This is a genomic window from Microbacterium halotolerans, assembly GCF_003569805.1.
Taxonomy (GTDB): Bacteria; Actinomycetota; Actinomycetes; order Actinomycetales; family Microbacteriaceae; genus Microbacterium; species Microbacterium halotolerans.
The window spans coordinates 49511-76221 of sequence record NZ_KZ984054.1 but is presented as its reverse complement, the minus strand read 5'-3'; the positions used below and the strand labels follow the sequence as shown (position 1 = coordinate 76221).

Annotated in this window: 26 protein-coding genes; 7 read left to right on the top strand and 19 right to left on the bottom strand. The window is 67.3% G+C overall.

The window, feature by feature from the left end; genetic code table 11:
* Nucleotides 1-40: 40 nt before the first annotated feature.
* Complete coding sequence (locus tag DZG09_RS14045; RefSeq protein WP_119698379.1) at nt 41-490, bottom strand: MarR family winged helix-turn-helix transcriptional regulator; 450 nt, start codon at nt 488-490, stop codon at nt 41-43.
* 91 nt (nt 491-581) lie between these two features.
* On the opposite strand from DZG09_RS14045, the gene DZG09_RS14040 reads away from it, so the two are divergent.
* Both DZG09_RS14040 and DZG09_RS14035 read left to right on the top strand, forming a co-directional pair.
* Complete coding sequence (locus DZG09_RS14040; protein WP_119698378.1) at nt 582-1022, top strand: LLM class flavin-dependent oxidoreductase; 441 nt, start codon at nt 582-584, stop codon at nt 1020-1022.
* A 24-nt stretch (nt 1023-1046) separates the two neighbouring features.
* Nucleotides 1047-2354 carry an acyltransferase family protein gene (locus DZG09_RS14035; RefSeq protein ID WP_119698377.1) on the top strand — a complete coding sequence of 436 codons (1308 nt, stop codon included), beginning with the start codon at nt 1047-1049 and terminating at the stop codon, nt 2352-2354.
* Nucleotides 2355-2363: 9 nt separating this feature from the next.
* On the opposite strand, the gene DZG09_RS14030 is transcribed toward DZG09_RS14035, so the two are convergent.
* Genes DZG09_RS14030 through DZG09_RS14020 form a run of 3 tightly spaced genes read right to left on the bottom strand, consistent with a single transcriptional unit; the run spans nt 2364 to nt 5040 of the window.
* A complete protein-coding gene (locus tag DZG09_RS14030) occupies nt 2364-2843 on the bottom strand; it encodes a GerMN domain-containing protein (RefSeq protein ID WP_119698376.1) in 480 nt (159 codons plus the stop codon).
* A complete protein-coding gene (locus DZG09_RS14025) occupies nt 2840-4336 on the bottom strand; it encodes a sensor histidine kinase (RefSeq protein ID WP_205529192.1) in 1497 nt (498 codons plus the stop codon). The genes DZG09_RS14030 and DZG09_RS14025 overlap by 4 nt, the downstream gene beginning before the upstream one ends.
* Before the next feature lie 29 nt (nt 4337-4365).
* Complete coding sequence (locus DZG09_RS14020) at nt 4366-5040, bottom strand: response regulator transcription factor (RefSeq protein ID WP_119698375.1); 675 nt, start codon at nt 5038-5040, stop codon at nt 4366-4368.
* 123 nt (nt 5041-5163) lie between these two features.
* Here DZG09_RS14020 and DZG09_RS14015 point away from each other — a divergent pair, with 123 nt between their 5' ends.
* Nucleotides 5164-5982 carry an SGNH/GDSL hydrolase family protein gene (locus DZG09_RS14015; RefSeq protein WP_205529191.1) on the top strand — a complete coding sequence of 273 codons (819 nt, stop codon included), beginning with the start codon at nt 5164-5166 and terminating at the stop codon, nt 5980-5982.
* Between the two features lie 103 nt (nt 5983-6085).
* On the opposite strand, the gene DZG09_RS14010 is transcribed toward DZG09_RS14015, so the two are convergent.
* The 9 genes from DZG09_RS14010 to DZG09_RS13970 all read right to left on the bottom strand — a co-directional run bounded on the left by DZG09_RS14010 (nt 6086) and on the right by DZG09_RS13970 (nt 16613).
* Nucleotides 6086-6865, bottom strand: a complete 780-nt coding sequence (locus tag DZG09_RS14010) for a sulfite exporter TauE/SafE family protein (protein WP_240424049.1) — start codon at nt 6863-6865, stop codon at nt 6086-6088.
* 55 nt (nt 6866-6920) lie between these two features.
* Nucleotides 6921-7949: an ornithine cyclodeaminase gene (locus tag DZG09_RS14005; protein WP_119698373.1), complete on the bottom strand. Its 1029-nt coding sequence runs from the start codon at nt 7947-7949 to the stop codon at nt 6921-6923.
* Nucleotides 7946-9475 (bottom strand): leucyl aminopeptidase, encoded by a 1530-nt coding sequence (locus DZG09_RS14000; protein WP_119698372.1) that lies wholly within the window; start codon nt 9473-9475, stop codon nt 7946-7948. Before DZG09_RS14000 ends, DZG09_RS14005 begins: the two co-directional genes overlap by 4 nt.
* Complete coding sequence (locus DZG09_RS13995) at nt 9472-10896, bottom strand: M14 family zinc carboxypeptidase (RefSeq protein ID WP_119698371.1); 1425 nt, start codon at nt 10894-10896, stop codon at nt 9472-9474. Before DZG09_RS13995 ends, DZG09_RS14000 begins: the two co-directional genes overlap by 4 nt.
* Nucleotides 10893-12521 carry a dipeptide ABC transporter ATP-binding protein gene (locus DZG09_RS13990; RefSeq protein WP_119698370.1) on the bottom strand — a complete coding sequence of 543 codons (1629 nt, stop codon included), beginning with the start codon at nt 12519-12521 and terminating at the stop codon, nt 10893-10895. The genes DZG09_RS13995 and DZG09_RS13990 overlap by 4 nt, the downstream gene beginning before the upstream one ends.
* On the bottom strand, nt 12514-13071 hold the full coding sequence (locus tag DZG09_RS13985) for a GbsR/MarR family transcriptional regulator (protein ID WP_162893331.1): 558 nt from the start codon (nt 13069-13071) through the stop codon (nt 12514-12516). The genes DZG09_RS13990 and DZG09_RS13985 overlap by 8 nt, the downstream gene beginning before the upstream one ends.
* Before the next feature lie 112 nt (nt 13072-13183).
* A complete protein-coding gene (locus DZG09_RS13980; RefSeq protein WP_162893330.1) occupies nt 13184-14080 on the bottom strand; it encodes an ABC transporter permease in 897 nt (298 codons plus the stop codon).
* Nucleotides 14073-14999 (bottom strand): ABC transporter permease, encoded by a 927-nt coding sequence (locus DZG09_RS13975; RefSeq protein ID WP_119698368.1) that lies wholly within the window; start codon nt 14997-14999, stop codon nt 14073-14075. The genes DZG09_RS13980 and DZG09_RS13975 overlap by 8 nt, the downstream gene beginning before the upstream one ends.
* An 18-nt stretch (nt 15000-15017) precedes the next feature.
* Entirely contained in the window at nt 15018-16613 is a 1596-nt protein-coding gene (locus tag DZG09_RS13970) for a peptide ABC transporter substrate-binding protein (RefSeq protein WP_119698367.1), read from the bottom strand.
* Nucleotides 16614-16732: 119 nt separating this feature from the next.
* Here DZG09_RS13970 and DZG09_RS13965 point away from each other — a divergent pair, with 119 nt between their 5' ends.
* The 4 genes from DZG09_RS13965 to DZG09_RS13950 all read left to right on the top strand — a co-directional run bounded on the left by DZG09_RS13965 (nt 16733) and on the right by DZG09_RS13950 (nt 21073).
* Nucleotides 16733-18190, top strand: a complete 1458-nt coding sequence (locus DZG09_RS13965) for an amidase (RefSeq protein WP_240424048.1) — start codon at nt 16733-16735, stop codon at nt 18188-18190.
* A gap of 57 nt (nt 18191-18247) precedes the next feature.
* The gene (locus DZG09_RS13960) at nt 18248-19663 is read left to right on the top strand and encodes a carboxylesterase/lipase family protein (protein WP_240424047.1); all 1416 of its coding nucleotides are present in this window, start codon (nt 18248-18250) and stop codon (nt 19661-19663) included.
* A 151-nt stretch (nt 19664-19814) separates the two neighbouring features.
* Nucleotides 19815-20174 (top strand): hypothetical protein, encoded by a 360-nt coding sequence (locus DZG09_RS16670; RefSeq protein WP_162893329.1) that lies wholly within the window; start codon nt 19815-19817, stop codon nt 20172-20174.
* Between the two features lie 248 nt (nt 20175-20422).
* Nucleotides 20423-21073, top strand: coding sequence for an HAD family hydrolase (locus tag DZG09_RS13950; protein ID WP_162893328.1), 651 nt, complete (start codon nt 20423-20425; stop codon nt 21071-21073).
* Between the two features lie 313 nt (nt 21074-21386).
* Here the strand turns inward: DZG09_RS13950 and DZG09_RS13945 are convergent, their stop codons facing one another.
* The 6 genes from DZG09_RS13945 to DZG09_RS13920 form a co-directional block, all read right to left on the bottom strand.
* Complete coding sequence (locus DZG09_RS13945) at nt 21387-22172, bottom strand: SDR family NAD(P)-dependent oxidoreductase (protein WP_205529190.1); 786 nt, start codon at nt 22170-22172, stop codon at nt 21387-21389.
* Complete coding sequence (locus tag DZG09_RS13940) at nt 22169-22843, bottom strand: GntR family transcriptional regulator (RefSeq protein ID WP_119698541.1); 675 nt, start codon at nt 22841-22843, stop codon at nt 22169-22171. Before DZG09_RS13940 ends, DZG09_RS13945 begins: the two co-directional genes overlap by 4 nt.
* A gap of 155 nt (nt 22844-22998) precedes the next feature.
* A complete protein-coding gene (locus tag DZG09_RS13935) occupies nt 22999-24594 on the bottom strand; it encodes an N-acyl-D-amino-acid deacylase family protein (protein WP_119698364.1) in 1596 nt (531 codons plus the stop codon).
* 4 nt (nt 24595-24598) lie between these two features.
* On the bottom strand, nt 24599-25327 hold the full coding sequence (locus DZG09_RS13930) for an amino acid ABC transporter ATP-binding protein (RefSeq protein ID WP_119698363.1): 729 nt from the start codon (nt 25325-25327) through the stop codon (nt 24599-24601).
* Complete coding sequence (locus DZG09_RS13925) at nt 25324-26031, bottom strand: amino acid ABC transporter permease (protein ID WP_119698362.1); 708 nt, start codon at nt 26029-26031, stop codon at nt 25324-25326. The genes DZG09_RS13930 and DZG09_RS13925 overlap by 4 nt, the downstream gene beginning before the upstream one ends.
* A complete protein-coding gene (locus DZG09_RS13920) occupies nt 26031-26693 on the bottom strand; it encodes an amino acid ABC transporter permease (RefSeq protein ID WP_119698361.1) in 663 nt (220 codons plus the stop codon). Before DZG09_RS13920 ends, DZG09_RS13925 begins: the two co-directional genes overlap by 1 nt.
* Between the last annotated feature and the right edge of the window lie 18 nt (nt 26694-26711).

Here is a 26711-nt window from a genome sequence, read left to right as displayed (position 1 = left end):
GACACGATCCGGGCCGTGGTCCGGCCCCGGGCGGCTGTCGTCAGCTTGCCTCCTCATCGGCCAGGCTCGCCCAGACGTCCGCGAGCGCTTGCAGTTGGTCGTCGCTCAGCTTGTCGAGGAAGAGACGCCTGATGTCGGCGTACTGCTGCTTCCACGCTTTGCGCAGCAGCGCCCCTCCTGCTGCGGTGAGTCTCAGTTCGTAGCTGCGCCCATCGCTGGCCGCACGGCTGCGCTCGATGAGACCGCGCTGCTCCAGCCGATCCGCGAGCCGCGACAGACCCGGGCCCGACATGCCCCTCCGCTCAGCCAGCTCGGTCAGGCGCAGCCCGCTCCGACCCGCCTCCCCCAGCAGGCCCAGGACACTGTACTCGGTCATGCTCACGCCGAGCGGAACCAGGTTGGCCCCAAGGTCACGCCGGATGCGCTCATGTGCGACCAAGAATCCCCGCCATGCCTCGTCCTCGCGTTCAGCGAGCCGCTGCGTTGCCATGAGTCAAATCTAGCTCGTGTAAGACAGTGGAAATAGCTGCTTGCGCACGCAAGTTAATTTCAGCGAAACCACTATGAAGAAGACGTAGGCGATGACCTTCGAGATCGGAATCATGACCTTCGGCGAAGTCACGGCGGACCCCACGACCGGGGCAGTTCGCAGCCCGCACCGACGAGCCAGGGAGACCATCGAACTCGCCGAGGTCGCCGATGAGGTCGGGTTGGACGTGTTCGGGATGGGCGAGCACCATCGCAGTGACTTCGTCGGCTCCGCGCCGACCACCATGCTCGCAGCGGCGGCCGAAGCGACCAAGCGGATCAGGCTCGCCAGTGCCGTCACCGTGCTGAGCTCCGATGATCCGGTGCGCGTCTGGGAGCAGTTCGCCACCATCGACCTGCTCTCCGCCGGCCGCGCGGAGATCATCGCGGGCAGGGGTTCCGATGACGTCGCCGTTCCGCCGCGGTTTCGTCGCGGAACAACTGCGCCCAGAGTCTTGCGACACGGTTGCGACCTGACGGCGATGTGCCGGTGAACCCCGATCAGCAGGCTCGCTTCTATGCGATCTTCACGCTTCCGCGCGTCCTACCAGTCCCCCGTCGCCGTTCCGGGCGCCTCACATGTTCCGGCATTGGACGGGTTGAGAGGCATGGCCGTGGCCGGGGTGCTGTTGTTCCACACCGGAAACGTGCCGGGGGGCTTCCTCGGCGTCGACCTGTTCTTCGTGCTGTCGGGCTTCCTCATCACAGGACTGCTCCTTCGCGAGGCCGGGACGACGGGCAGGATCGCGCTCACGTCGTTCTGGGGGCGCCGACTGCGGCGGCTGTTCCCAGCGCTGGCGCTGGTGCTGGTCGTCGTGGCGGTGACGGCCTGGGCACTGCAGCGGCTCGGGCACCCTGTCGCCGATCGCGGATTGGTTTCGACGACGCTGACGGATGGCTTGTGGGTGCAGCTGAACCTCGTCAACTGGCATCTGCTTGCGCAGAATGCGAGCTACTGGGACGCGTTCGGTCAGTCGCGACTGTTCGAACACCTGTGGAGCATCGCAGTGGAAGAGCAGTTCTATCTGGTGTGGCCGTTCATCATCGCCGCGCTCGCGTGGGCGGCGACACGGCTCAGGCGGCGTGCTGGGAGCCTCGACGTCGCCGCACTGACGGTCGCGATCGCCGTTTCAGCTGTTTCGCTCATCCTGATGATCGCGATGATCGATCCCGCTGACCCCACTCGTGTGTACACGGGCACCGACACGCGCGCGTTCTCGCTGCTGCTGGGCGCCGCCGCAGCGACCGCTCCGGCCCGCCGCGCGTTTCAGCACGTCGTCCGGTGGCATCGCCGTGTCGCTGTGTGGACGATCGGGATCCTCGCGACGATGATCCTCGCGTCCTGGGTGTTCGCGGACGGCACGGCGACTCCAGGGCTTTTCCGCGGCGGCCTGTTCGCGCATGCGTTCGCCTGCGCAGTCCTCATCGGCCTGTGCGCAGCTGTGACTGCCGTGCACTCGCATGACGCTCCGGAGTCGGCGCCGCCGCCGTTCCCCGTACGCGTCCTGCAGTCCGGCCCGTTGACCTGGCTCGGCGCGATCTCCTACAGCCTCTATCTGTGGCACTGGCCGGTGATCGTACTCCTCTCCGCGCACATGCACCCGGCTCTGCCGCACTGGCTGCACTCGGCGATCGTCATCGGAGTATCGATCACTCTCGCCGTCGCATCGAAGCGCCTGGTGGAGGACCCCATCCGGTTCCGCGCGACATGGGCGCGGAACCGCACCGGACTGGTCGTGTTCCTGGTCGTGTCAGCCGCGCTGCTGACGATGTGGCTCATACTGCCGGCGCCCGCTGCACCGCCGATCGACATCGGCGAGCTGTGACACGGCAGTTCAGTCGAACACGGGGCAGGCTCGCGGCCCCTCGGAGCGGTCGGTGAACTCGATGCTCGCCATCGCCTCATCCGGACCACCGGCCTGGATGAGGCTGGCCAGTGCAGTGCAGGCGATCTGGTCGATGCCGTCTGCGGTCAGCTCAGCAGACGAGATCGGCACCCGCACGACCAGACGCTCACCGCTGACGGTCACCTCGGTTCTGGTCACTGATGTCGGGTCGATGCCGGTGCGCACGCCGGAGTCACCTGGGCCGGTCAGCAGCAGCGACACGGCTTCGGACACGGTCCCCAGGCGTCCGGTCTCCCGTTGCTGCGCGGTCAGGCTCCCGTCCGCGTCCAGAAAGTACAGGGTGGTCCCAGGCGCGATCCCCGTGGGCGCGGACGGACCGTCTTCGACGCCCGATGACTGCAGTCCGCAGCCCGCCAGCAGAACGAAGAGGCCGCTGGCCAGAGCGGCTGCGATCATACGGCGCTTCATGTGCTCTGCTCCTGGTCGATCGTGCGTGCGGAGTAGTCGGGTGCTCGTGGGAGCCAGACGGTGAAGGCGGCGCCGCCGCCGGGCTGATTCTCGGCCGCGATCGTCCCGCCGTGCAGGAGAACGTTCTCCCGTGCGATCGCCAGTCCGAGGCCGCTGCCTGGCGTGCGGACACGAGCTGCGTCGGCCTTGTAGAACCGTGAGAAGACATGCGGCAGGACGTCCTCTGGAATCCCGGGGCCGGAATCGACCACCCGCACCGTGGCTCCGTCATCAGTCCTCTCGATGTGCACCCGCACCGGGGCGCCGCCGTGTTTGAGGGCGTTGCCGATGAGGTTCGCCACGACCACATCGATTCGACGCCGGTCGGCCGCCACCGTGGCATCGCTCTGATCCGGGGCGGTGGGCGTGACGACGACATCGGACCAGCCGCGGGCGCGTATGCAGGAGCTGACCAGCTCGTACAGGTCGGTGTCATCCCAACGCAGGTGCGCAGTGCCTGCATCGAACCGGGCGATCTCCATGATGCCCTCGACCAGCTCCATCAGGCGGCGTGTCTCGACGAGCGCAAGCTGCGCGGATTCCCGGGCCTCCGCCTCGTCCGAGGCCCCGGCATCGTGCACAGATTCCGGGCCGCTCGTCCTAGTCAGTACGTCGTGGAGGACTTCGACCGCAGCAGTCAGGGTCGTCAGCGGTGTCCGCAGCTCATGGGAGACATCTGCGGCGAATCGGCGAGCGCCTTCCTCCATCACCTCCAACGTCTCCATCGATGCTTGCAACGATGCGGCCATGTCATTGACCGTACGGGTCAGCTGCGCCAGCTCACCCACGCCGGCTGGTTCAGTGCGCGCCTCGCGGTCCCCGTCCGCGAGACGTTGGGCGGTCATCCGCAGACGGGCGACGGGGCGCAGCACTCCCTGCGAAGCCAGCAGTGCGAGCAGGATCGCCAACGGCAGCGCTACCAGCGTCGTCGTCGCCGCTCCTCGGACCAGTCCGTTTACCTGGTCCTGCACGGCGGAGAGATCACGTGCCGCGTACACCTCGATCCCAGAATCGGTCTGCGTCCCGTCTGGTGCGGTGAACATCACCGGGGAGCCGATCACCAGCCACGGACCACCGCCGATGTCGACCCGCTGAGTCAGCACACGAGGTTCCTCGCTCTCTGCCTGAGCGCCTACCGCGCGGCGCAGCTCGTCCGGGACCTCCTGCGCGCCCGAGTCGAAGATGCCGTCGCCGACTACCACATCGCCGCTGCGGACGAGCGAGTCCTCCCCTGCCGCGATCCGCAGCTGGTCGAGCGCCCCACGATCGGGAGGGTAAGGCACGGAGGGAGCGGCACGGGTGATCCTCTCTGCGAGGTCTTCGGTGTGGTGGCGCTGGGTCACCTCGATCAGCGACGCCGTGGACTGCTGCACACCGGCCCACGCCGCCGCGGCCGCGCCGAGCGCAGCCGCGACGACGACAGTGATGATCAGCCGCCCTCGCAGGCCTGACACGCTGCGCAGGATCCGTCGGGCGAGTGCTGTCACACGGGGCCGAATCTGTATCCGAATCCGCGCACCGTCTGCACGTACTCCGGTCTCGCGGGGTCGGCCTCGATCTTTGCCCGCAACCGCATCACGCCGTTGTCCACCAGCCGGGAGTCGCCGAGGTACCCCTGCTCCCACACCTCTTCCAACAGCTGCTCACGGCTGAACACTCGTCCGGGCGCCCGGGACAAGGTCAACAGCAACCGCAGCTCCGTCGGAGTGAGACCCGCCTCACGGCCCTCGACCGTGACAGCCAGGGACTCCGTGTCGATACGCAGGCCGCGGTGGGTGCGCACTCCTTCCGGATCGCTCACGATTCGTCGCAGGACCGCTCGGATACGCGCGTCCAGCACCGTCGGCTGCACAGGCTTCACGACGTAGTCGTCCGCCCCTGCCTCCAGGCCGGTGATCACATCGAAATCATCGTCTCGCGCGGTCAGCATGATGATCGGCCCCTGCCAGGCTTCCCGCATCCGACGGCAGACCTCGAACCCGTCCATTCCCGGCAGCATCAGGTCCAGCACGACCACGTCCACACCACCGGCGCCGAATCGGGACATACCGTCCTCACCGTCCTCGGCGGTCTCTATGCGGTGGCCGTGACGCTTCAGAGCCAGCTCGAGCCCCCGCCTGACAAGCGCATCGTCTTCGATCAGCAGAACGGTGGCCATGCCTCCGATCGTAGAAGATGCGAACGCCGGAACGGCGAGCATCGACCGGCATCGGCCGGTTCTGCGACACGATCGCGACATTCCTGCGCAACGGTCGCGACATCAGGTTGTGAGAGTCGAACCATGCACACGAACACGACACGTACCGCTGCAACCACCGACAGGCTTCGCCACAGGCTGAGGCGCTCGACCGGCTTCGCCTCCGTCACGCTGGCGGCCGTCGCCCTCACAGCCTGCGGTGCCGCGCAGCCTTCGACCACGGACAGCGGCGGATGGAGCGAATCCTCCCAAGCCGCTGACGCCGGCCTGTCCCCCGTCCTCTTCCTCGGCGATTCCGTCGCCGCCGGCCAGGCCGTCGCTCTGCGTCAGGGGCTGGCCGAGAGCGGCGTGAAGTTCGCCGACGGCACCTCCACCGGAGGCGGAAATCTCGTCGGCCCCAATGCCGAAGAGCAGTGGGAAGCTCTCACCGAGACCATCGAACAGGCCGAAGGCGGCGTCATCATGTATCAGATCACCACATACGACTGGGGCACGACCGAGGAGCAGCACGCGGCCTACGAGCGCCTCGCCGAGACCGCTGCAGACCTTGACGCCGATCTCCTTCTCGTATCGATGCCGCCCATCCGACCCGACGAGTTCTACGAGTCGCACATGGACGAGCTCGCGAGCGCCGATGAGGCGGCGCGGCGGGTTGCGAGCGATCTCGACGGTGCCGAATACCTCGACGCTTCCGAGGTCTGGGGCGATGAGTACGCCAGGGAGCGCGACGGCGCGACCGATCGCAGCGACGACGGGATCCACACCTGCCCCCAGGGTGCAGCCCGGTTCACCAGCTGGACCCTCGAACAGCTCGCCGACCGCTACGAGGGCATTGCCCCGGCCGACGCCGACACGTGGGCGAACACCGGCTGGTCCGACAGCGAGCTCTTCCGCGGCTGCTGACACTCACCGTTGCCTGATGCCTCGGTCCGCGAGAGCCGGGAGAACTCGTCCTGCCGGAAGGAGCGAGCCGAGCTGAAGCAAGCTCTCCGATCGAAGTGAGCCGTCAGGCCCGACGGTCGCTTGAGCGCCCGCGGGTTCTCCTGACGATGAGTTGTGCGAGCACTGCTGCGATCAGGAGAGAGAAGGCGACATTGGACCAGAACGGCGAGAACGCCTGGGAGGTCAGGACGCCCAGAGGCGAGGCTGCGCAGGCGGACAGTCCGACGGTCACCGCGATGCGCATGTCGAAGTTGCGTCGGCGAGCGTTGCCGATCGTCGCTGAGACAGAGCCAGGCACCATCATGAGCAAGGATGTCCCTTTGGCAACGAGATCGCTGGCGCCGAAGAGGACGATGAGGGCGGGGACCACAACGATGCCGCCTCCGATCCCGAGCAGGCCGGAGAGGATTCCGGCGATGCACCCCACAGCGACAAGCGCTGCTCCGGCCCAATAGGTCATAGCGATCACGTCGTCGCGTTGGGGTATGACCACCCAGAGACTCACCACTACAACGGCGAGAGAACCGATGAACGCCCAGAACAGGATGCCTCGCGGTAGTCGGGCGAGCAGCCACACGCCCAGTTGGGCACCTACGACGACACCTGTGGCCAGGAGCACTCCGGCGATCCAGTCGATGTTCCCCGACATCGCGTAGCCCGTGACTCCGACGACGGCGGTTGGGAGGGTCGCCGTCACTGAGCTGCCTGCGGCGATCCGTTGGTCCACGCCGAGGAGGAGCAGGATCGGCACGATGATCACGCCGCCGCCCACCCCGAACAGACCAGAGAGATAGCCGGCGGCGATGCCCAGGATGATGAGGGCAGCCCACGGCGCTCTCGGCACGGATGCAGGTGAGCCCCCGGGATCGGTCTGAGTCGGCATGGCTCTCTCGGGTCGGTCAGGCGACGGGGAGGGGTGCGGTGGTGAAGCCGAACAGATCCTTCGGGTCGTCCGGGGTGGCGACGAGATCGATCTCCTGGGCGAGGTCGGACCCGGCGAGGCTGTCGCGCAGGTGGCGCAGCGCCGAGTAGTCCTCGATCGCGAAGCCGACGGAGTCGAAGATCGTGACCTGCTCCGGCGAGGTCCGCCCCAGCTCCAGCCCGTTCAGCACGCGCCAGAACTCGACGACCGGAAAATCGGCACCGACGTTCTGGATTTCGCCCTCGATGCGGGTCTGCGGCGTGTACTCGACGAAGACGGGACCGCGCTCGAGGATCTGCGGGTCGAGCTCGGTCTTGCCGGGACAGTCTCCGCCGATCGTGTTGATGTGCATCCCGGCTGCGACATCCGCGTCGGTGAGCACCTGCGCCACCGCCTTGTCGGCAGTGCAGGTCGTGACGATGTCGGCGCCGGACGCCGCCTCCGAGGCCGAGGAGCACACCTTGACGTCGAACCCCAGCGGAGCCAGGTTGCGCACGAGCTTGGCGGAGACCGCCTCGTCGACGTCGAAGACGCTGAGGGTGCGGATGCCGAGCAGGGCGCGGAACGCGAGGGCCTGGAACTCGGCTTGGCTGCCGGCGCCGATCATCGCCATCACCCGCGAGTCGGGACGGGCCAGCCGCCGGGCCACCATCGCGGAGGTCGCGGCGGTGCGCAATGCCGTGAGCACCGTCATCTCGGCGAGGAACACCGGGTATCCGTTGTGCACGTCGGCGAGCACGCCGAAGGCGGTAACGGTCTGGAAGCCGCGCGCCGGGTTGAACGGGTGGCCGTTGACGTACTTGAACGCGTACAGATCGGGATCGCTGATCGGCATCAGCTCGATCACGCCGAACGGGGTGTGGTCCGCCACCCGCTCGCTCTTGTCGAACGACTCCCAGCGACGAAAGTCGGACTCGATCGTGTCGGCCATCTCGGCCATGATCTTCTCGGCGCCGTGCCGGGAGATCCACTTCAGCATGTCCGCGACACCGACGAACGCGGTCATGCGCACACCCCTTTGACGGTCATACTCCGCGCAATCTCGACCAACGTACGGACCGGTACGCCCGTCCCTCCAGGGGTGATGTAGCCATACCCGGACTCCGAGTTGTACGCGGGACCTGCGATGTCGAGATGAGCCCACGCGACGTCCTCGTCGACGAACTCCCGCAGGAACGCCGCAGCGCCGAGCATCCCGGCGGCGGGCTTGCCGATGTTCTTGAGGTCGGCGGTGTTCGATTCGAAGGCGGCGAGAACCTCCTCGGGAATGGGCATGGCCCACATCGGCTCGCCCGACGTCTCCGACGCACGCACCACGGCCTCTCGCGCACTCGGCACTCCCATAACGCCCGAGGTGCGGTACCCGAGCGCTGTCACCTGGGCGCCGGTGAGGGTCGCGAGGTCGACAAGCAGATCGGGTTTCTCCTCCTGGGCGGCGACCAGGGCATCAGCCAGCACCAGTCGCCCCTCGGCGTCGGTGTTGATCACCTCGACGGTCTTCCCGCCGTAGATGCGAACCACGTCGCTCGGGCGCACGGCCGAGCCGGAGGGCATGTTCTCCGCCAGCGCCAGCCACGCCGTCACCTGCACGGGAAGGGCAAGCTCGGCGATGGCGAACAGAGCCTGTGCCGCGGCGGCGGCGCCTGCCATGTCGGACTTCATCTTCTCCATGTTCGCCGCAGGCTTGAGCGAGATCCCACCGGAGTCGAAGGTGATGCCCTTGCCCACGAGGGCGAGATGCCGGTCAGCACCTGACGGCGCGTAGGTGATCTTGACGAGCCGGGGTCCGCGTGCAGACCCAGAGCCCACGCTGATCAACCCGCCGAATCCGCGCCGGCGCAGTTCATCGTCATCGACGACGTCGACGACCACTGCGTCTCCGCCTGCCACCCGTTCTGCGTGCTCGGACACCGCATCCGCGAACGACTCGGGGAACAGGTGGGACGACGGCTCGTTCACCATGTCTCGCGTCGCTGCCACGGCGCGGGCGAGAATCGCGGCGCGGTCCAGAGCGGACTGCACGTCCCCCTCCGCCACGATCACGATCGTGCGATCGGACGCCGCGTCGCCGTCGGAGAGGTGCGCCGTGTATCGGTATGCGCCGAGCAGGGCACCCGACGCAACCGCCTCCGCACTCGCAAGATCGGTCACGGGGAGCGCGAGAGCGACCTTCTTCACGGACGCGAGCGAACGCAGCGCGGTACCGGCCGCGCGCCGGAGCGACTCTGCGACTGTGGGGGCGCTCTCCGTCGTGTCGCCGGCGAGGGCGCCGATGCCCACCAGCAGCACCGACGTCGCCGAGACCGACGAGGGCGCCGGGACCCTGCACACACCTCCCGGCACGCCCTTATGCCCGACAGTCTCCGCGACGTCGGCGAGCGCCCGAACCGCTTCCCCCGACAGCGACGGTGCACTGACGTCGATCTTCCCGTCGCGGGTGCCCACGGCGACGACGAGAACATCGACATCCGCGGGGACCGCCTCTCCCGTCGCCTGCGTCAGCGCGGGCAGCATAGTCTGCGTGCGGCTCATGATGTCTCCGTGTCTCCAGAGCGGACGCGACCCGCGTGATGCGCAACGAGTCCGAGTACGGCGCCGTACTGCACCCCGACGACGTCCGTGACGGGGATCCCCTCCGGCCTCTCCTCGGCCTCGCGCTGCGCCAGCCACCCGGTCCACGAACGGTCGAGTTCGGACGCCGCGCGGCGGACTGCCACCGGCGCCGATCCGGCCACGACCTCTGCCCTCAGAGCGCGCAGCAATGCACCGCCGAAGCGCAGTCGGTACATCCACACGACCGACATGGGGCGTTCGGCCACACTTGCCTCCCGGTCGGTCGCCGCATCCTGGGAGCGTTGGACCATGTGCTGGCCGACCCGAGACATGCTGGGAACGAATGTCTCGGCGCTGCGCAGGAAGGGCGAGTCCAGCGTGAGGAGCGGTCGAACCCGCTCGAGGAGTGCGGACAGCTGCGTGCCCGTCTCGATCAGTGCTTCACCCGCCTCCTGCAGAAGGCCGGCGTAGTTGGCCCCAGATGGACGTGTGTCGTCGGCACCGTAGGTGCGCCAGATCGGCAGCTCGGCGATCAGGGAGAGTGTGCCGTGCCTGCTCGCATAGCTGGTCGAGGATTGACCGGCGGCGCCCGGCGGCGCCGGATCGAGATCGTTGCGCACCCGCCACTCATAGACGTCCTCTGAGGTGCCTGCGGAGAACACGGCAGGAGCGAGCTCCGGCAGATGCGCGGCCTCGGGTTCGCCGAGATGCAGAGGGATCCCCAACTCGGCGGGCAGACGATGCAGCAGAGGCGACAGGTCGCGCGCCGCCGACGAGAGGTAGTAGTAGGCGCCCCCCGTCTCGGAGTTGTGCAGGGGGATGTACAGGTCAGGGCGCAGCTCGTCGATCACACGCTGCAGGGCCTGCGTCTCAGGGAGCGTGGCGTCGAAGTACTTCTGCTTGTAATCGATCGGGAATGTCCATTCCACCTGCTCGTGCCCCGGGGGCCGGTAGAAGTTGCGGAAGTACGTCTCCGCGTCGAACGGCTCATCGAACCATCCCTCGTTCAGCCGCATGCTGTCGGGATCGATGCACGGGATCACATGCCAGACGGTCGCCAGGCGCTCCCTGAGGGACGCGTCGCGCAGGAGGTCGTCAAGCAGGCGGACGACCGTGTGAGAACCGATCGGCTCGTTCGGGTGGATGCCGCCCACGACCAGGCAGCGTGTGCGTCGCGTGACGGCGCCGCTAGGGCCCAGAACGTACTCCATGATCGGCTCACCGAGGCGAGAGGTGCCCACGCGTCTCCGCGTGAGCAGGTCGGGGAACTCGGCTCGCAGCGCCTCGACGCGCTCGAGAAGTTCGTCGACCGTGGGGTATCCGTCGAGCTCCGGCAGGGAAGAAGCCCGCATCACGATCTCGTCGTCCGAGACGGTGGCGATGATCGCTTCCGTCGTCATACTCGTCCTCTTTCTCTTCGGCGTGTCTGCTGCTGGTTCGGGTCGGGCACCGGCGCGGCCGCGAGAAGCCGCTGGGTGTAGTCCTCGCGCGGGTTCGACAGCACCTGGCGCCGTTCGCCCTGCTCTACGATGTGGGCGTTGCTCATCACGACGATCCGGTCTGCGAGACTGTCGACGACGGCGAGATCGTGGCTGACGAACAGGCATGCGAAGCGGAGCTCTCGCTGCAGACGGCGGAAGAGGTCGAGCACGGTGGACTGCACCGAGACGTCGAGCGCGGATGTGGGCTCGTCGGCGATGAGCAGCAGCGGGTCGAGGGCGAGGGCGCGCGCGATCGCGACACGCTGCCGCTGACCGCCGGACAGCTCGTGCGGGTATCTCGTGGCCCACGACCGCGAGAGCCCCACCGAGTCCAGCAGTTCGTCGGTGCGTGCTTTCAACGCGTTCCCGCGCATGCGCTGATGCACGCGCAGCGGTTCGCCGATCGATTCGGACATCGTCCAGCGGGGGTCCAGGGCACCCTGCGGGTTCTGGAAGACGATGCCGATCTTCTTCTTCAACTCGATCGCCTCGCGACGCGGCGCTCGCGCGGCGTCGACGCCGTCGATGACGATACGCCCCTCTGTCACGGGGGCGAGACCCGTGACGGCCTTGCCGATGGTCGACTTGCCCGACCCCGATTCCCCGACCAGCGCCACGATCTCTCCGCGCGCGATGCTGAGCGATGCCTCCTCGACCGCCGTCACCGACCGGATCCCCTGTCGGTACTCGACGGTCAGGTCGTCGACCTCGAGGACGGGAGCGTCATCTGCGATCGACTCGCGCACCGCCACGTCGAGGCGGGGCACCGCCTGCAGCAGCTGGCGCGTGTAGGCCGCTTCGGGACGCTCGAAGATCCCGGTCACCGTCTGCGTCTCCTCGACCTGGCCGTGCCGCATGACGACGACGTGATCGGCCACGTCGGCGACGACGCCCATGTCGTGTGTGATGAGCAGAACAGCCGTCCCATCACGCTCACGGATACGCAGGAGAAGATCGAGGATCTCCCGCTGTACGGTGACATCGAGCGCCGTCGTCGGCTCGTCGGCGACGAGCACCTCGGGGTCGCACGCCAGTGCCATGGCGATGACGACGCGCTGCGCCTGGCCGCCCGAGAGCTGGTGGGGGTAGGCGCGGGCGCGTCGAGCCGGATCGCGGACCTCGACGGATGCGAGCAGTTCGACCGCCCGCTTCCTGCGATCGCTCGCGCTGAGATCGGGGAAGTGCCTGCGCAGCGTCTCGCGGATCTGAAACCCCACGGTGAAGACCGGATCGAGGGCGCTGAACGGGTCCTGGAAGATCACGGCGATGCGGCGTCCCCTGATTCTCTGCAGCGCACGCTCGTCGAGACCCAGCAGCTCCTCGCCGTCGAACACGATGCTGCCGGTCACTTCGGCGGTGTCGGGAAGCAGGCCAAGCACGCTCATCGCTGTCACGGACTTTCCCGAGCCGGATTCCCCGACGACGGCGACGATCTCCCTTCGTCCGACGTCGAACGAGACCCCGTTGACTGCCCGGACCGAACCTCCACCGCGGCTGCCGAAGTCGACGGCGAGGTCGGTGATGCTCAGAACAGGTTCACTCACGGTCGCTCCGCTCGCTGTTGTGCTTGATGGCGGCGATCATCTCGTCGGGCAACCGAGCGGGCGGCGGTGTGTCCTCGTCCTGGTCGCGGTACGCGCGCCACTGGTCCAGGAGGTTGTGATGGAACTGGTCGACCCAGGCCATGTAGCGGCTGCCGTTGCGCAGCCGACGAGCCGGTGCGGGTTCTGACCCGACGGAGGTCGACATGGCGGTCCGCAGCACCTCGCCCATGCGCTGGAGCCCGACCTTCTCACGGCTGAGGAACGCGCCCCACACGTCCTCCTCCGCACGGAAGTGCGCGACACGGCTGTGCGAGACCGACAGCCGGGTGATGTATCCGGCGCCCATGAGTGCACGCGTCGCCGTCGAGATGCTGCCAGGGCTGGCGTCCAACAGCCGGACCAGGTCTGCGGAGGTCAGCGAGGGCTCGTCCGTGATGATCAGCAGACCGAGCACGCGGCCGCTCATCCTCTTGCCTCGCATCAGCTCCCAGGCATCCGTGAACCGATCGATGAAATCGCTCATCTCGTCGCTCAGTGCATCCAATGTCATGTCGACACGCCCCTTCCGTCTTCGTTCTTCAGTGACCGCGACGACGATCGACGTCGCCCCGGTGATCCCCACAGGCTAGCGACGCAACGGGTCGCTCTCCCGCGCGCGACGCTCATGATCTCCCTCGCGGATCGAGCGCATCCCGGAGGGCATCGCCGAGCATGATGAGGCTGATCACCGTGACCGTCAGGAAGATGCTGGGGAACACGACGGTGTGGGGGGCGAGCTGGAAGTACGACTGCGCGGTCGAGAGCTGCACACCCCACGAGATCGAGGGCGGCACCAGGCCGACACCTAGGAAGGTCAGCGTGGCCTCCGCTCCGATGACTCCTCCCACCATCGTCGCGGCGATCGCGAGGGTGGGTGCGAGGGAGTTGGGGAGCACGTGCGTCAGCACCACGCGCAGCTGCGAGAACCCCAGCGCATGCGCAGCCTGCACGAATTCGCGCTCCCGCACCTCCTTGACAGAGCTGCGGATGAGTCGCGCGAACGTCGGCCAGGAGAAGAAGGCGAGCACAGCGGAGAGCAGCAAGGGCGTGCGGTCCGGTGCTGTGTTGAGCACGATGATCGCTCCGAGAAGGAACGGGAATCCGAGCACGACGTCGGCGCTGCGCGCGATGAGTGAGTCGACCCATCCCCCGCGGTAACCCGCGAGCGTACCGAGGATGACGGCGAGGAACAGACAGATGGCGGTGGTCGTGAGTCCGATGAACAGCGACGTGCGCGTACCGAAGATCACATTCGCCAAGACGTCGCACCCCTGCACGTCCGTGCCGAACGGATGCCCCGGTCCGGGCGGCTGGTTCGACGCCAGCAGGTCGCAGGCGCGGGGATCGCTCTCTCCGAAGAGACCGGAGAGAAGGCCAGGCATCACGGCGATGATCGCGAGACAGCCGAGCAGGACGAAGCTCACCCAGAACTGCAGGCGACCGCGCAGCGTCGCCCAGAGACCGCGCGTGGTCGCGCGGTCGTAGTTCCCATCGATGGCTGCTGTCACGGGCTCAGTCATTGCGAATCCTGGGGTCGAGGAGCGAAGAGATGACGTCGACGACGACATTGGTGATCAGGAAGATCAGGACGAGCGTGGTGGCGACCCCGACGACCAGCGTGCCCTCCTGATCCTGGATGGCCTTGTAGAGCAGCTGCCCCACCCCGTTGATGTTGAAGATCGCCTCGATCACCACGGTGCCGCCCAGGAGCGAGCCCAGCTGGATCGCCAGCACGTTGACCACCGGGGCTGCGGCGTTGCGCGTGACATGCAATCCGACGATGCCCCGGCGCGAGAGTCCTTTCGCACGCAGAGTGCGCACGAAGTCGGACTGCATCGTGTCGATCACGCTGCCGCGCATGAGGCGCGATACTCCCGCCAGTCCGTAGATCGCGATGATCAGCGCGGGAAGGATGAACGACCGCGGCCACCCATCGCCGACGCCGGCGATGGGTGTCCACTTGAGCATGATCCCGAATACGTACTGGGCGGTGATGCCCATGACGAACACCGGCACTGATTCCGCGATGATGGTGCCCAGCAGCACCGATCTGTCGATCGCGGACCCCCGCCGCAGACCGGCGACCAGACCGAGGACGACGCTGATCAGCACCGTCAGCACCCACGCGGTGAGAGCGAGGGTGATGGTCGTCGGCCAGCGACTGGCCATCTGCTCGCTCACCGATTGGCCTGTGAACGTCGTACCCAGATCTCCCTGGAACAGCCCTCCGAGGTAGTTCACGTACTGCTGCCAGATGGGCTGGTCCAACCCGTACTGCTCGCGCAGCTGCTGCTGCACGCTCTCGGGGAGGGGACGGTCGCCGCCCAGCGCCTCGATCGGATCCCCGGGCAGCAGGAACACCGCGCAGTAGATGACGAACGTGACGCCGAAGAAGACGATGACGAGTTCCAGCAGACGCCGGGCGAGAAATCTCCACATATGCGAGGTCGGCGCGTATCAGTCGTCGGTGAGGACGATCTCGGTGAGGATGGGCTCCCCCACCCCCGAGGCCGTCAGCTTCTCGATGTGATCGGAGGTGACGTAGTTGTAGGACTCGTCGAACAACGGCACGATCGGGAAGTCCTCAGCGAGGATCCTCTGCACCTCCGCATAGGCGGTTCCGTCCTCGCCGCCGGTGAGGTCGGCCTGCTTCAGCGCCGCATCCACGTCGGGCGAAAGCGCGCCCCCGCAGTTGTTGCAGACCGGGGCGCTCGAGAACATCGCTCGCAGCGTCGACTGCTGGCTCGGGTAGAGGGCACCCCAGCGGGAGAAGAACGGGCCGTCAAGCGTCTGGGCGTTCCTCGCTTCACTGAACTCGGCCCATCCGACCGAGGGCCGGGCGACGGCCTCGATTCCGAGGTTCTGCCTGAGGTAGTTGGCGATCGCGTTGAACAGGTCTTCGTGACCGGCTCCTCCCGGGAAGTGGATCGTCAGCTCGCCGTCGAATCCGCCGGCTTCCTGCAGCAGGGCGGCCGCGGCATCCGGATCGTACTCGCAGTACTCGCCGCAGACGCCGTCGGGGTTGCCCGGCATGACGGCGGGGGTCCATGCGGTGGCGGGCTTGTTGAGGCCTCCGTAGATGGTGTCGTTGATCGTGCTCCGGTCGATCGCCATGGAGATCGCCTGCCGCACACGGACATCGGAGAACCGCTCATCCCAGAAGGGGATGCCGAGGTAGTTCATGCCGGGTGCGGAGAAGCTGTAGATGTTCTCCTCGTCGAAGTCATCAGACACCTGCATTGCTCGTGTCGCCGGGAGCGCCGTGAGATCGAGGTTCCCTGCCAGCGCGTCGGTATAGGCGGTGAGCCGATCGCTGTAGGGCACCCAGGTGATCTTGTCGACGGTCGACCCTTCGCCCTTGTATTCGTCGAAGCGCTCAGCCACGAGCGGTTCTCCCTCGACCCACTCGGTCGTGAGCGCGAGCGGGCCGTTGCCGATGGGCTTCTTGCCATATGCCTGCAGATCGTCGAACGCGCTCTGCGGCATCGGGTAGAACGCGGTCTGCGCCTGCGAGAGCTGCACGGGGAACTGACTGTCGGGCTGAGTCAGCGAGACCGTGAACACGTGGTCGTCGACGACCTCGAGCCCCGACATCTGATCTGAGGTCGGCTCGCCCTCGGCGGGGTTGAGGTCTGCGTATCCCTCGATCGATGCGAGCTGACCGGAGTTCGCGAACGCGTTGGTACCAAGCGCGACCGCATTCCAGCTGTCGACGTAGTCCTGCGCGGTCACCGGAGTGCCGTCATGGAAGGTCCAGCCGTCGCGCAGGGTGACCGTCCAGGTCGCCTTGTCCTCGCTGTCCACCGACTCGGCGGCGACGTAGCCGAGTCCGCCATCCGCGTCGAGGAATGTGAGCGGGCTGAACACGGACATCATCAGTCCGTACGCATTGCTCTGTCGACCGGGGGTGAGATCGGGCACCGGATCGGCTGATCCGACGACGAGTTCGCGCGAGGCATCGCCGCTGCCGTCCGATCCGTCGCTCGCGCACCCGGTGAGTGCGACGGCTACGAGTGCTGTCGTCGCGATAGCAGTTTTCCACAGACCTTTCATAAAACTCCTCCTCGAGTAGTGGGGGTCCGTTCACTGTATGTTTAAGATTTTCTAAACGTACAGTATGTTCGAAAACTGGAACAGAAGCGATACACCCACGAAATATGAGGAGCCCGCTGGTGATCTCTCGCATCGCGTACGAGTCTGAGCTGACCTGGTTGAGCACGCGCGAGCTCGCGGCTCGCATCGCCGACGGCGAGGTCTCCGCGCGCGAAGCACTCGCCGACCACTTCGCGCGAATGGACAGCGTGAACCCCGCGCTCAACGCGATCGTGACCAGGGACGACGAGCGCGCTTTGGATCGCGCCGATCGAGCGGATGCCCGCAGAGCCGCAAGAGAGCAGCTGGGAGCGCTGCACGGCGTCCCGATGACGCACAAGGAATCCACGGACGTGGCCGGCCTCCCGACCACACGCGGCTCCGCCTTGCTCCTCGACAACGTCGCCGAGAAGGATGCCCTGGTCATCGCGCGGATGCGGTCCGCCGGGATCGTCACGAGCGGCAAGTCGAACGTCCCCGAGTTCACCGCCGGTTCGCACACCTTCAACAGGGTGTTCGGCACGACGCTCAACCCCTTCGACACCACCCGGTCCGCCGGAGGGTCGTCCGGCGGCGCCGCGGCTGCGATCGCCGCCGGCATCCAGGCCTCCGGAGACGGATCGGACATGGGCGGGTCTCTTCGGACGCCGGGATCGTTCAACAACCTCGTCGGGATGCGTCCGACCAACGGCCGCATCCCCCACACCCTGCCTGCGAACCCGTGGGAATGGCTCGCTCAGCCCGGATTCATGGCGCGGACCGTGAGCGACGTCGCTCTGATGATGTCCGTCGCCAGCGGTCCGGCTGCGGGCGCGCCGCTGTCGGTGGCCGAGCCCGGCTCCGTCTTCGATCGGGCCGAGTTCGCCCACCCGGACCGCCACGATGCGGGTGCCGGCCTTGCCGGGTTGCGCATCGGTTTCTCCAGCGATCTGAACGGATTGTTCCCCATCGATCCCGACGTCGACGCGGTCGTTCGCGCCACCGCCGACGTCTTCGCCGGCGCGGGCGCCCGAGTGGACGACGACATCCCGGATCTGCGCGACGCCGACGAAGTCTTCCACGTGACCAGGGCGTACGACTTCGCCGCCGACTACCGCACTCTTGTGCGCGAGCATCGCGATGAGGTGAAGGACGCAGTCGTCTGGAACACCGAGATGGGACTCGCCCTCACCGTGGACGAGCTCCTGTCCGCCGACGAGGCACGCAGCCGCCTCGCGGCGACGATCGGGGCGTACTTCGCCACGCACGATCTGCTCGTGCTGACATCGGCCCAGGTCGCGCCGTTCGACGCCCGGATCGAGTATCCCCGCGCCGCCGGAGGAGCGCCGCTGGGCGACTACCTCGAATGGATGCGGGCCGCGACGATCATCTCCGCTACCGGCTGCCCCGCGGTGTCGGTCCCCGCCGGCTTCACTGCGGGCGGGCTGCCCGTCGGAGTGCAGCTGGTGGCTGCCCCCGGTCGTGACGTCGAGCTCCTGCTCGCCGCGCAGGCGTTCGAGGAGCTCACCGGGCATCACCGCCGCCATCCGGTGCTTTGAGGGCGCCCGACCTCATCCGGTTCTCCGCCGATGGGAATGGGCAATACGATGACGTTCATGAGTTCCGCCCCACGGGTCACCATCTCCACCGGCGCGCTGCAGGGCACTGTCGACGACGGCGTGCGGCGTTTCCTCGGCATCCCCTACGCCGCAGCCCCGTTCGGCGACAGCCGTTTCCGCGCCCCGCAGCCGCCAGCGCCCTGGAGCGGCACCCGCCAGGCAGATGCATTCGGCGCGACGGCACCGCAGCTCCCCTACCCCGGGGCGACCGGCGAGCTGCTCGGAACGGTGAAGATCGACGGGAACGACATCCTCACCGTGAACGTCTGGGCACCCGAGCAGGCGACGGATGCACCGGTCGTGCTGTGGATCCACGGCGGAGCGCTGGAGCGCGGCACCGCAGCCATCGGCGGCTACGACGGCACGAGCTTCGCGCGCGCGGGGATCGTGTTCGCCTCCCTCAACTATCGCCTCGGAGCCGAGGGCTTCTCGGTGCTCGAGGGAGCGCCACGAAACCTGGGCCTTCGCGATGTCGCGGCGGGACTCGAATGGGTTCACCGTGAGATCGCCGCGTTCGGCGGGGACCCTGCCCGGATCACCGTGATGGGCGAATCTGCCGGTGGCACCCTGGTCGCCGGCCTCCTCGCACGTGACGACTCCCGCGAGTTGATCGCTCGGGCCATCATTCAGTCTGCGCCGCTCGCCGCCCAGCCGGCTGAGAAGGCGCGGCGCGTGACGACGCAGCTCGCCGCACGACTCGGCATTCGCGCAGAGCGAGACGCATTCGCCGCGCTCACCCCGGATCAGCTCCTCGACGCTCGTCGAGCTCAATCCTCTGGCTCATCGCCTCTCGGCGGTGCGCCGGGGTTCCAACTCGCGATCGACGCGGAGAGCCTGCCTCGATCGCCTCACGAGGTGCTGCCGGAGATCGACACACCGATCCTGATCGGCACGAACACCGACGAGTACCGACTGTGGTTCACGCCGGAGGCGCTCGCGGGCATCAGCAGGCTCAAGCTGTTCGCCGCACGCCTCGCCCTGCGGATCCCCGGCCGCGCCGAGCGCGCCTACCGCACAGAATGGCCGCACGCATCGACAGGTGAGATCTTCGGGCAGCTCGCCACGGACGTCATTCTTCGCGCGCCCGCCACCAGGCTCGCCCTCGCGCGCTCCGCGCCGACGTTCCTGTACGAGTTCGGCTGGCAGAGCCCCGTACGCGACCTGCGCGCCGCCCACGCGCTGGAACTCGGATTCGTGTTCGACCACCTCCATGACGGTGACTCGTTGCGCTTGGCAGGGCGCGACGCACCCAACGAGCTCGCCACAGAGATGCATGCGTCCTGGGTGCGATTCATCCAGGCTGGTGACCCTGGCTGGCCCGCATTCGATGAGGACCGCTGGACGCGCCTGTTCGATGCGGAGACGACCACGGTCCCCCAGCGCCGCACCGTTGAGCTGGACCTGCTGCCTTAGACGAGCCTGGCTGAGGCGTCGCTCTCCGTGGTGCACCCGAGCAGTGGCGACATGGAGGAGTGTCGCCGTTCTCGCCGAAGACACGGCAGCCTCAGCTCTCGGGCGGCTGGAAGGTGCGGCGATAGCTCAGGGACGCGATGCCGATCTCGGCATGCATGTGCTGTCGCAGAGAAGTGGCACTGGCGAACCCTGCCTATGCGGCTACCTGATCGACGCCCAGGTCCGTGCTCTCCAGGAGTTCGCGCGCGCGGGAGAGGCGCTGGCGGAGATGAAGCGTCTACAGGAGCTGAGCGGCGGGAACGTTTCGTTCGTCGGCCCGCCGACGATCCTCCTCGCAGGCGACGCGGTGGTAGCGCTGCTCATTCACGAACGGCATGCTCGTCCTGGAAAGCCCGAACTCATCGTCCCGAGGCTCTACGTCTATGAGATCGCCGAGGGGAAGTTCACGAAGTCATTCGGTTGGCAGCTGGAATCGGATGCGTTCGACCAGTACTACCCTCGGCCAGCGTAGCGAGCATCCGGTAGCCAGGCCGCGGTCGGCAGCGTCACCGACTGCCGCCCGGCGACAGCTCTCGCCGAGCATTGCGCCAGATTCGGTCGGATCGGTCTGATTCACCGCTGCGATGCACTGGTCACACAGCCCCATGTGATTCGTCCTGAGTGTGGTCCCGTCCTGTCCTCCTGTTCGCCAGAATTGTCGACAATCGACTTCACTGCTAGCATTGCGACCAGATCAAGAGGCGGCAGAAGGGAAAACGCTTGCGCTCCGAATCCGAACCGCGCCTCGACCCGTCGAGCCCCACGTCCACGACTCCTCGCGGATGGGAACACCTACTGGCGGAAGCATCTGCCGGTGATTTCGCCGCCGTGCTCTTCGACTGCGACGGCACGTTGGTGGACTCGGAGCCGCTGTGCGAACGAGCCTGGGAGGACGTCACGCACGACTACGACCTCCCCTCGTCCGCCGCCGCGCCGGGCGCGAGCTTCCCGCAGCGCATCGCCGCTCTGCGGGAGAGCCACCCCGGAATCCCAGCGTCGACGACGCTGTACCGTGCCTACTGGTCGCGCCTACGCGCACTGTACCGCGCGAAACTCCGGCCGATCCCCCGTGTGTACGATCTCGCAGTGGCTCTGCACGCCTCCGAGCTCCCGATCGCTGTCGTGAGCAACAGCGATCAGGCGCGGCTTGAGTTCACGATCGACTGTGCCGCACCGCTGCTTCACGATGTGCCTCTCATCGGCTTGCGCACCGACCGTCGGCCCAAGCCAGCCCCCGACCTCTATCTGCTCGCCGCCTCACAGCTGGGTGTCGCGCCGTCTCACTGCCTTGTCGTGGAGGACAGCTCCGTCGGCGCTCTGGCCGGACGCGCCGCAGGAATGACCGTCGCGCTCCTGCCGACCGGGGTGTGAGACATCCGCCGTCAGCCGCTCGCGGGGCGTCGGGTTCCCGGCAGCGGTTCGGCCCATCGGTGACCGAATAGGGTCGGGACGCCGCGAAACCCCTCCACGAACGCCCATCCCGTGTCGGCCGCGCGGGCATCAGCCTGCCTACGCGCATCGGCGATGCAATCGTGCCCGTATGCCTGATTCGTCCAGTCCACCTGGCTGGTGTGAAGTCGCAGGGTCTCTTGTTTCACCGACTGCTGCGGAGATGTCTACGAAGGTTTCGGGCTCGAACGCGGTGCCGCCGAGAGGTCCATCACGAACAGGAGCGGGATCCTGTCTAGAACGTGTTCGCGCTCTTCGCCAGGAGGCCACCGTCGCACACCAGGTGAGTGCCGGTGACGTAGGCGCTCTCTTCGCTCAGGAGCCAGAGGACCGCGTCCGCGATCTCCTCCGGGCGCGCCATCCGCCCGAGGGGGATCTGGCGCTTCGCGGCGTCCTCGAGCTCGGCGCGGCGAGCCGACAACGCCTCCCCTTCCAGGCCGAAGTAGAGGATGTCCGTGTCGGTGGCACCCGGGACGACGGCGTTCACGCGCACGCCGTCCGGGGCGGCATCCAGGGCAGCCGCTCGCACAAAGGCCGAGATCCCTCCTTTCGACGCTCCGTATGCGGTGTTCCCACCACCGGCGAAGCCCACGAACGCTGACGGCGACGAAATACACACCAGCGATCCTCCGGATCGCTGGTCACGCCAATAGCCGACGGCTGCCCGCGACGTGAGGAACGTGCCGCGGAGATTCACGGCCATCACTCGCTCCCAAGACTCCACGCTCGCGTCTGCGAGCGGCTCACTCACCTCGATGCCGGCGTTCGCCACGACACCCGAAATCACGGGCATGCGATCGACGATCGCTCCGAAGGCGGCATCCACCTCGTGCTCGTCGCTCACATCGCACACGAGCGGGAGGGCGGATGCCGCTCCCGCGTCGAGGATCGCGGCCGCCGCATCCTCCAGCGCGCGCTCGTCGATGTCCAGCAGCGCGACGTGCCGTCCGCGAGCCGCGGCCCCGAGGGCGATGCCACGACCGATCCCGGAGACGGCGCCGGTGACCACGACCGTGCTCACTGGTCGCTCCCCGGTGCCGCAGCGGACGAGAAGTGGGTGCGGATGTGCTCAGTGATCGCCTGCAAGCCTCGTTCGGTGTCGCCGCTCCGCAGCGCGCGGATGAGATCTCGATGCTGGTCGGCGACGGCGTGCGAGTCGCCGTAGTAGTTCGCGTCCCGTCGGAAGTACGCCCGCACGCGAGGCTGGATCGTGCGCCAGATCTGAAGGCAGTGCTGCTGACCGGACAGGACCACGATGGCCTCGTGGAAGCGAATGTCGTCGTCGGCGAGCCGGGCGAGGTCTCCCTCGGAGGCTGCCGCATCCATGCTGTCGATGATGGCGTTCAGTCCAGCGATGTCGTCGTCGGTCGCCGCAGACATCGCTTTGTCGAAGGCGAAGCGCTCAAGCGCCATGCGGATCGGCACGAGCACGTTCTCGATCTCCTCCTGGGAGACGCCGAGCACTTCGGTTCCGCGGTAGGGATAGGAGACGACGAGTCCTTCCTGCTCGAGCTGGCGCAGAGCCTCGCGAACCGGGGCGCGGCTCGTTCCCAGCTGAGCGGCCAGCTCGAGCTCGGTCAGCTTCTGCCCCGGCTCCAGATCCCCGGTGGTGATGGCCTCGCGAAGGATTTCGGCGACACGCTCGCGACGCGACGCCGCAGGCACGGAGGAGAGGGAGGAGAGGGCGGTCATCATGTCATCGTACCCGCGCAGAAGAGATTGTCGACAAAGTCCCTTCACGCTGGAACGCCGCACGGAAGCGCTCGCCAGGGACTGCCGCTCCAGTTGGTTCGCGGCGATCGCATCTCCCACGCCCAGGCACGCCGCCGGTGGCGGCGGATGAGGATTCAGAGGGCATCGGTTCTTTCCAGTCGGGTTCCAGGTCGGTGCACGGTTCGGGTTCCATGCGAGACGACCGGTGTGCCGTTCACCCAGACGTGGCGGGCAGCGGTGGCGTAGCGCTCGGGAACGACGAAGGTGTCGGTCTCCCGCAGCAGCTCGCGGTCCCAGAGGACCACGTCGGCGAACGCGCCTGCGGCGACGCGCCCCCGATCCCGGAGGCCGAAGTGCGCCGCGACCGCCCCCGTCATCTTGTGCACGGCGTTCTCCAGACTCAGCGTTCCTGCGCGCAGCGCGTGGTGGCTCAGGAAGTGCTGATACCCGTGGAAGAACAGTGGGTGCGGCGTCCTCGCACCGAGAACGCCGTCATGGCGGGAGGTGAAGCCGTCCACGCCGAGCAGGAATCGGTCGTGGCTCACGGCCTCCGCGACATGGTCCGGCTCGAACAGCGTCCCCATGAACTGCACAGCTCCCAGGTCTCCGCCCGAAGCCGCCATGACGTCGAAGTAGGCATCCCACTCGTCCGTCCCATTGATCGCCGCGATCTCCGGGAACGTCAGGCCCTCCCATTCGGGCGTGGCGGGGCTCACCGCCAGTCGCACCCGGTCCCACTGGCCGCGGTGCACGAACCGCCAGTAGCGGTCCGAGTCCGCGCGCACGCGCGTCCGCACCTCGGCATGCCGGAGGGCATCGGCCGCCGACTTCTCCCCCTCTGACAGAAGCCAGTCGGGCAGCAGACCTGCGGCGAGCCCGATGCCGTCCGGATACGGAGTCATGTCCGCCAGGACGTCGACGCCGGCACGGCGCTCGCGCTCCAGACGTGACACCGCGTTCACCCAGGCGCCCTCGGCCGCTCCCGTGCCGTGTCGCACGTTGAGGTGCGAGAGCTGTGCGCGCAGTTCTCCCGCGTGCACGACGCGGAAGAACTCCTCCACGGCCTCCGCCAGCGCCGCGTCTCGATTGCGGATGTGACTGGCGTACATCGCACCGTAGCGGCCCGCCACGCGTGCGAGCGCCTCCAGCTCCGAGGTCTCAGCGTTCCGTCCGGCACCGTACTCGAGGCCGGAGCTGAAGCCGAGCGCACCTGCCTCCAGCGCTTCGTGCAGGTGCCGCTCCATCGTGCCGACGAAGTCACCCCCTTCGCGCTCGGCAGCTCGACGAAGGCCGGTGTGGCCGACGAACCACGCGAGGTTCTGCGCGGTGCCTCCGCTGTGCACGACGTTCAGCAGTTCGGCGAACGAATGCCATCGCACCTCGCCCTCGTAGCCGAAGGCGGCCAGCGCGCGGCGGGCGGTCTCCTCGTCACCTTCCGCGATCGGCGCATATGTCACACCGCAGTTCCCGACGATCTCCGTCGTGACCCCCTGATGCACCGTGCTCAGTGCATCGCGGTTTCCGAGGATCGACCAGTCGCTGTGACTGTGGGGGTCGATGAGCCCCGGGGTGAGCAGCGATCCCGCCGCGTCGATCTCCTCGACGGCCCGGGCGTCCACATCACGCCCGACGAACGCGATGCGGGCACCCCTGATCCCGATGTCCGCCGCGAACGGTGGTGCGCCCGAGCCGTCGATGACGCTCGCCCCGCGGATGAGGATGTCGATCACGGTGTCAGAGCACCTTCCCGAGGAACGCGCGCGCCCGCTCCGTCTGCGCGTTCGAGAGCAGTTCCTGCGGTGCGCCGCTCTCGACGATTCGCCCGTCGTCCATGTAGATCACCCGATCAGCGACTTCGCGCGCGAACCCGATCTCGTGTGTGACGACGACCATCGTCATCCCCTCCGCAGCGAGCTCCTTCATCACCGAGAGCACCTCGCCGACGATCTCGGGATCCAGCGCCGAGGTCGGCTCGTCGAAGAGCATCACGCTCGGCTGCATCGCCAGCGCGCGCGCGATCGCGACCCTCTGCGCCTGACCGCCGGACAGGTTCCCGGGGAACGCGTCGGCTTTCGCGGCCAGTCCGACCTTGGCCAAGAGCACGTCCGCCCGTTCGTGGGCATCATGGCTGCTCAACCCGAGCACCTTGCGGGGTGCCAGCGTGACGTTCTCCCGCGCCGTGAGGTGCGGAAACAGGTTGAACTGCTGGAACACCATGCCTACGTCGCGACGGACGGCGGCGAGATCCGACCGGCGCTCCTTCGCGGTGAGCAGATGACCGTTCACCTCGACGCTGCCATGGCTGGGGGTCTCCAGGCCGTTCATGCATCGCAGGAGCGTGCTCTTGCCAGATCCGGATGCCCCGATGATGCAGACCACCTCGCCCTCTGCGACGTTGCAGGTGATCCCATGAAGCACTTCGGTGGAGCCGAAGCTGAGTCGCAGGTCGGTGACAGTGATCATTTCGAGTCTCCTCGTGAAGTGGTGAGCGCGTCTTCCGATCGGGAGGGGCGCGCGTGAATGGTGAGTCGCCTCTCGTACCGCCGGCCCGCGACGGAGAGGGCGAAGCAGATGACGAAATAGACCGCGCCCACCACCACGTAGGCGAGGATCGGCTGCCCGGTCTGCGATGCGACGATGTTGCCTGCCCGCGTGAGCTCGATGAGTCCGATCACGGCGACGAGCGAGCTGTCCTTGATCAGCACCACGAGAAACCCGATCCCCGGCGGCACCATGATGCGCGCGGCCTGCGGCATGACCACGTAGCGGAGCTGATTCGGCCACGAGAGGCCCAGTGCCTGAGCCGCCTCGAACTGGCCTCGCGGTATCGCCTGGATGCTCCCGCGGACGATCTCGCTGATGTACGCCGACGCGAAGATCGTGAGGGCGAGCACGGCAGCCCAGTAGTCGGGGACGTTGCTCCCCGGCGACATCAGCGGCAGTGCGAAATAGACGAAGAAGATGATGAGCAGCACGGGGACGCCGCGGATCGCGCCCACCCAGATCGCGCTGATCCAGCGCAGCGGAGCGAACGGGCTCGCCGCGAGGATGCCGAACACGATTCCGACCGCGCCCCCGAGGAGTACGGACAGGAGGCAGATCTGCAGCGTCACGAACGCACCCTGCAGGATGAGCAGGAGATCGGGGATATCGAAGGATGTGAACATCAGGCCACCTTCCAGCGGATGCCGCGCGTCTCGACGAGACGGGACGCTCTTGCGATCAGGAACGCGACGATGAAGTACAGGACTCCGCCGACGACGAACGTCTCGATGGTGCGGAACGTGCTCGTCGTGATGCCCATCATCACGTGCATCAGCTCCGGTACGGCGACGATGGAGGCGATCGATGATGCGAGGAAGAGCAGGATCACCTGGTTCGTCAGCGACGGCAGCACGTTCCGCAGGGCGGGCACGAGACGGACATGGAAGAACGTGGTCCGCCGCGAGAGGCCGAGAGCATCCGCCGCCTCGATCTGTCCCTTCGGGATCGCTTCGAATCCGGCGCGGTAGATCTCGGCGAGATAGGCCGAGTTGTTCACGCTGAGGGCGATAACGCCCGCCGTGACGGGGTCGAAGTTCACCCCGACCGAGGGGAGCGCGAAGTAGATGAGGTAGAGCTGCAGCAGAAGCGGAGTGTTGCGGATGACCTCGACGTAGGTGGCGCCGATCGAGCGCAGGACCGAATTGCGGGCGGCCCGCAGCAGGTACACGCTGACGCCGAGCGGCGATCCGATGAGCACCGCGCCGAGGGTGATGAGCACGCTGATGCCGAGCCCGGCGAGGAGCTCGGGAGCATAGGGGATCAGGTCCCCGAAGAAGAGTTGCATGAGTTGTCCGTTCCGGCC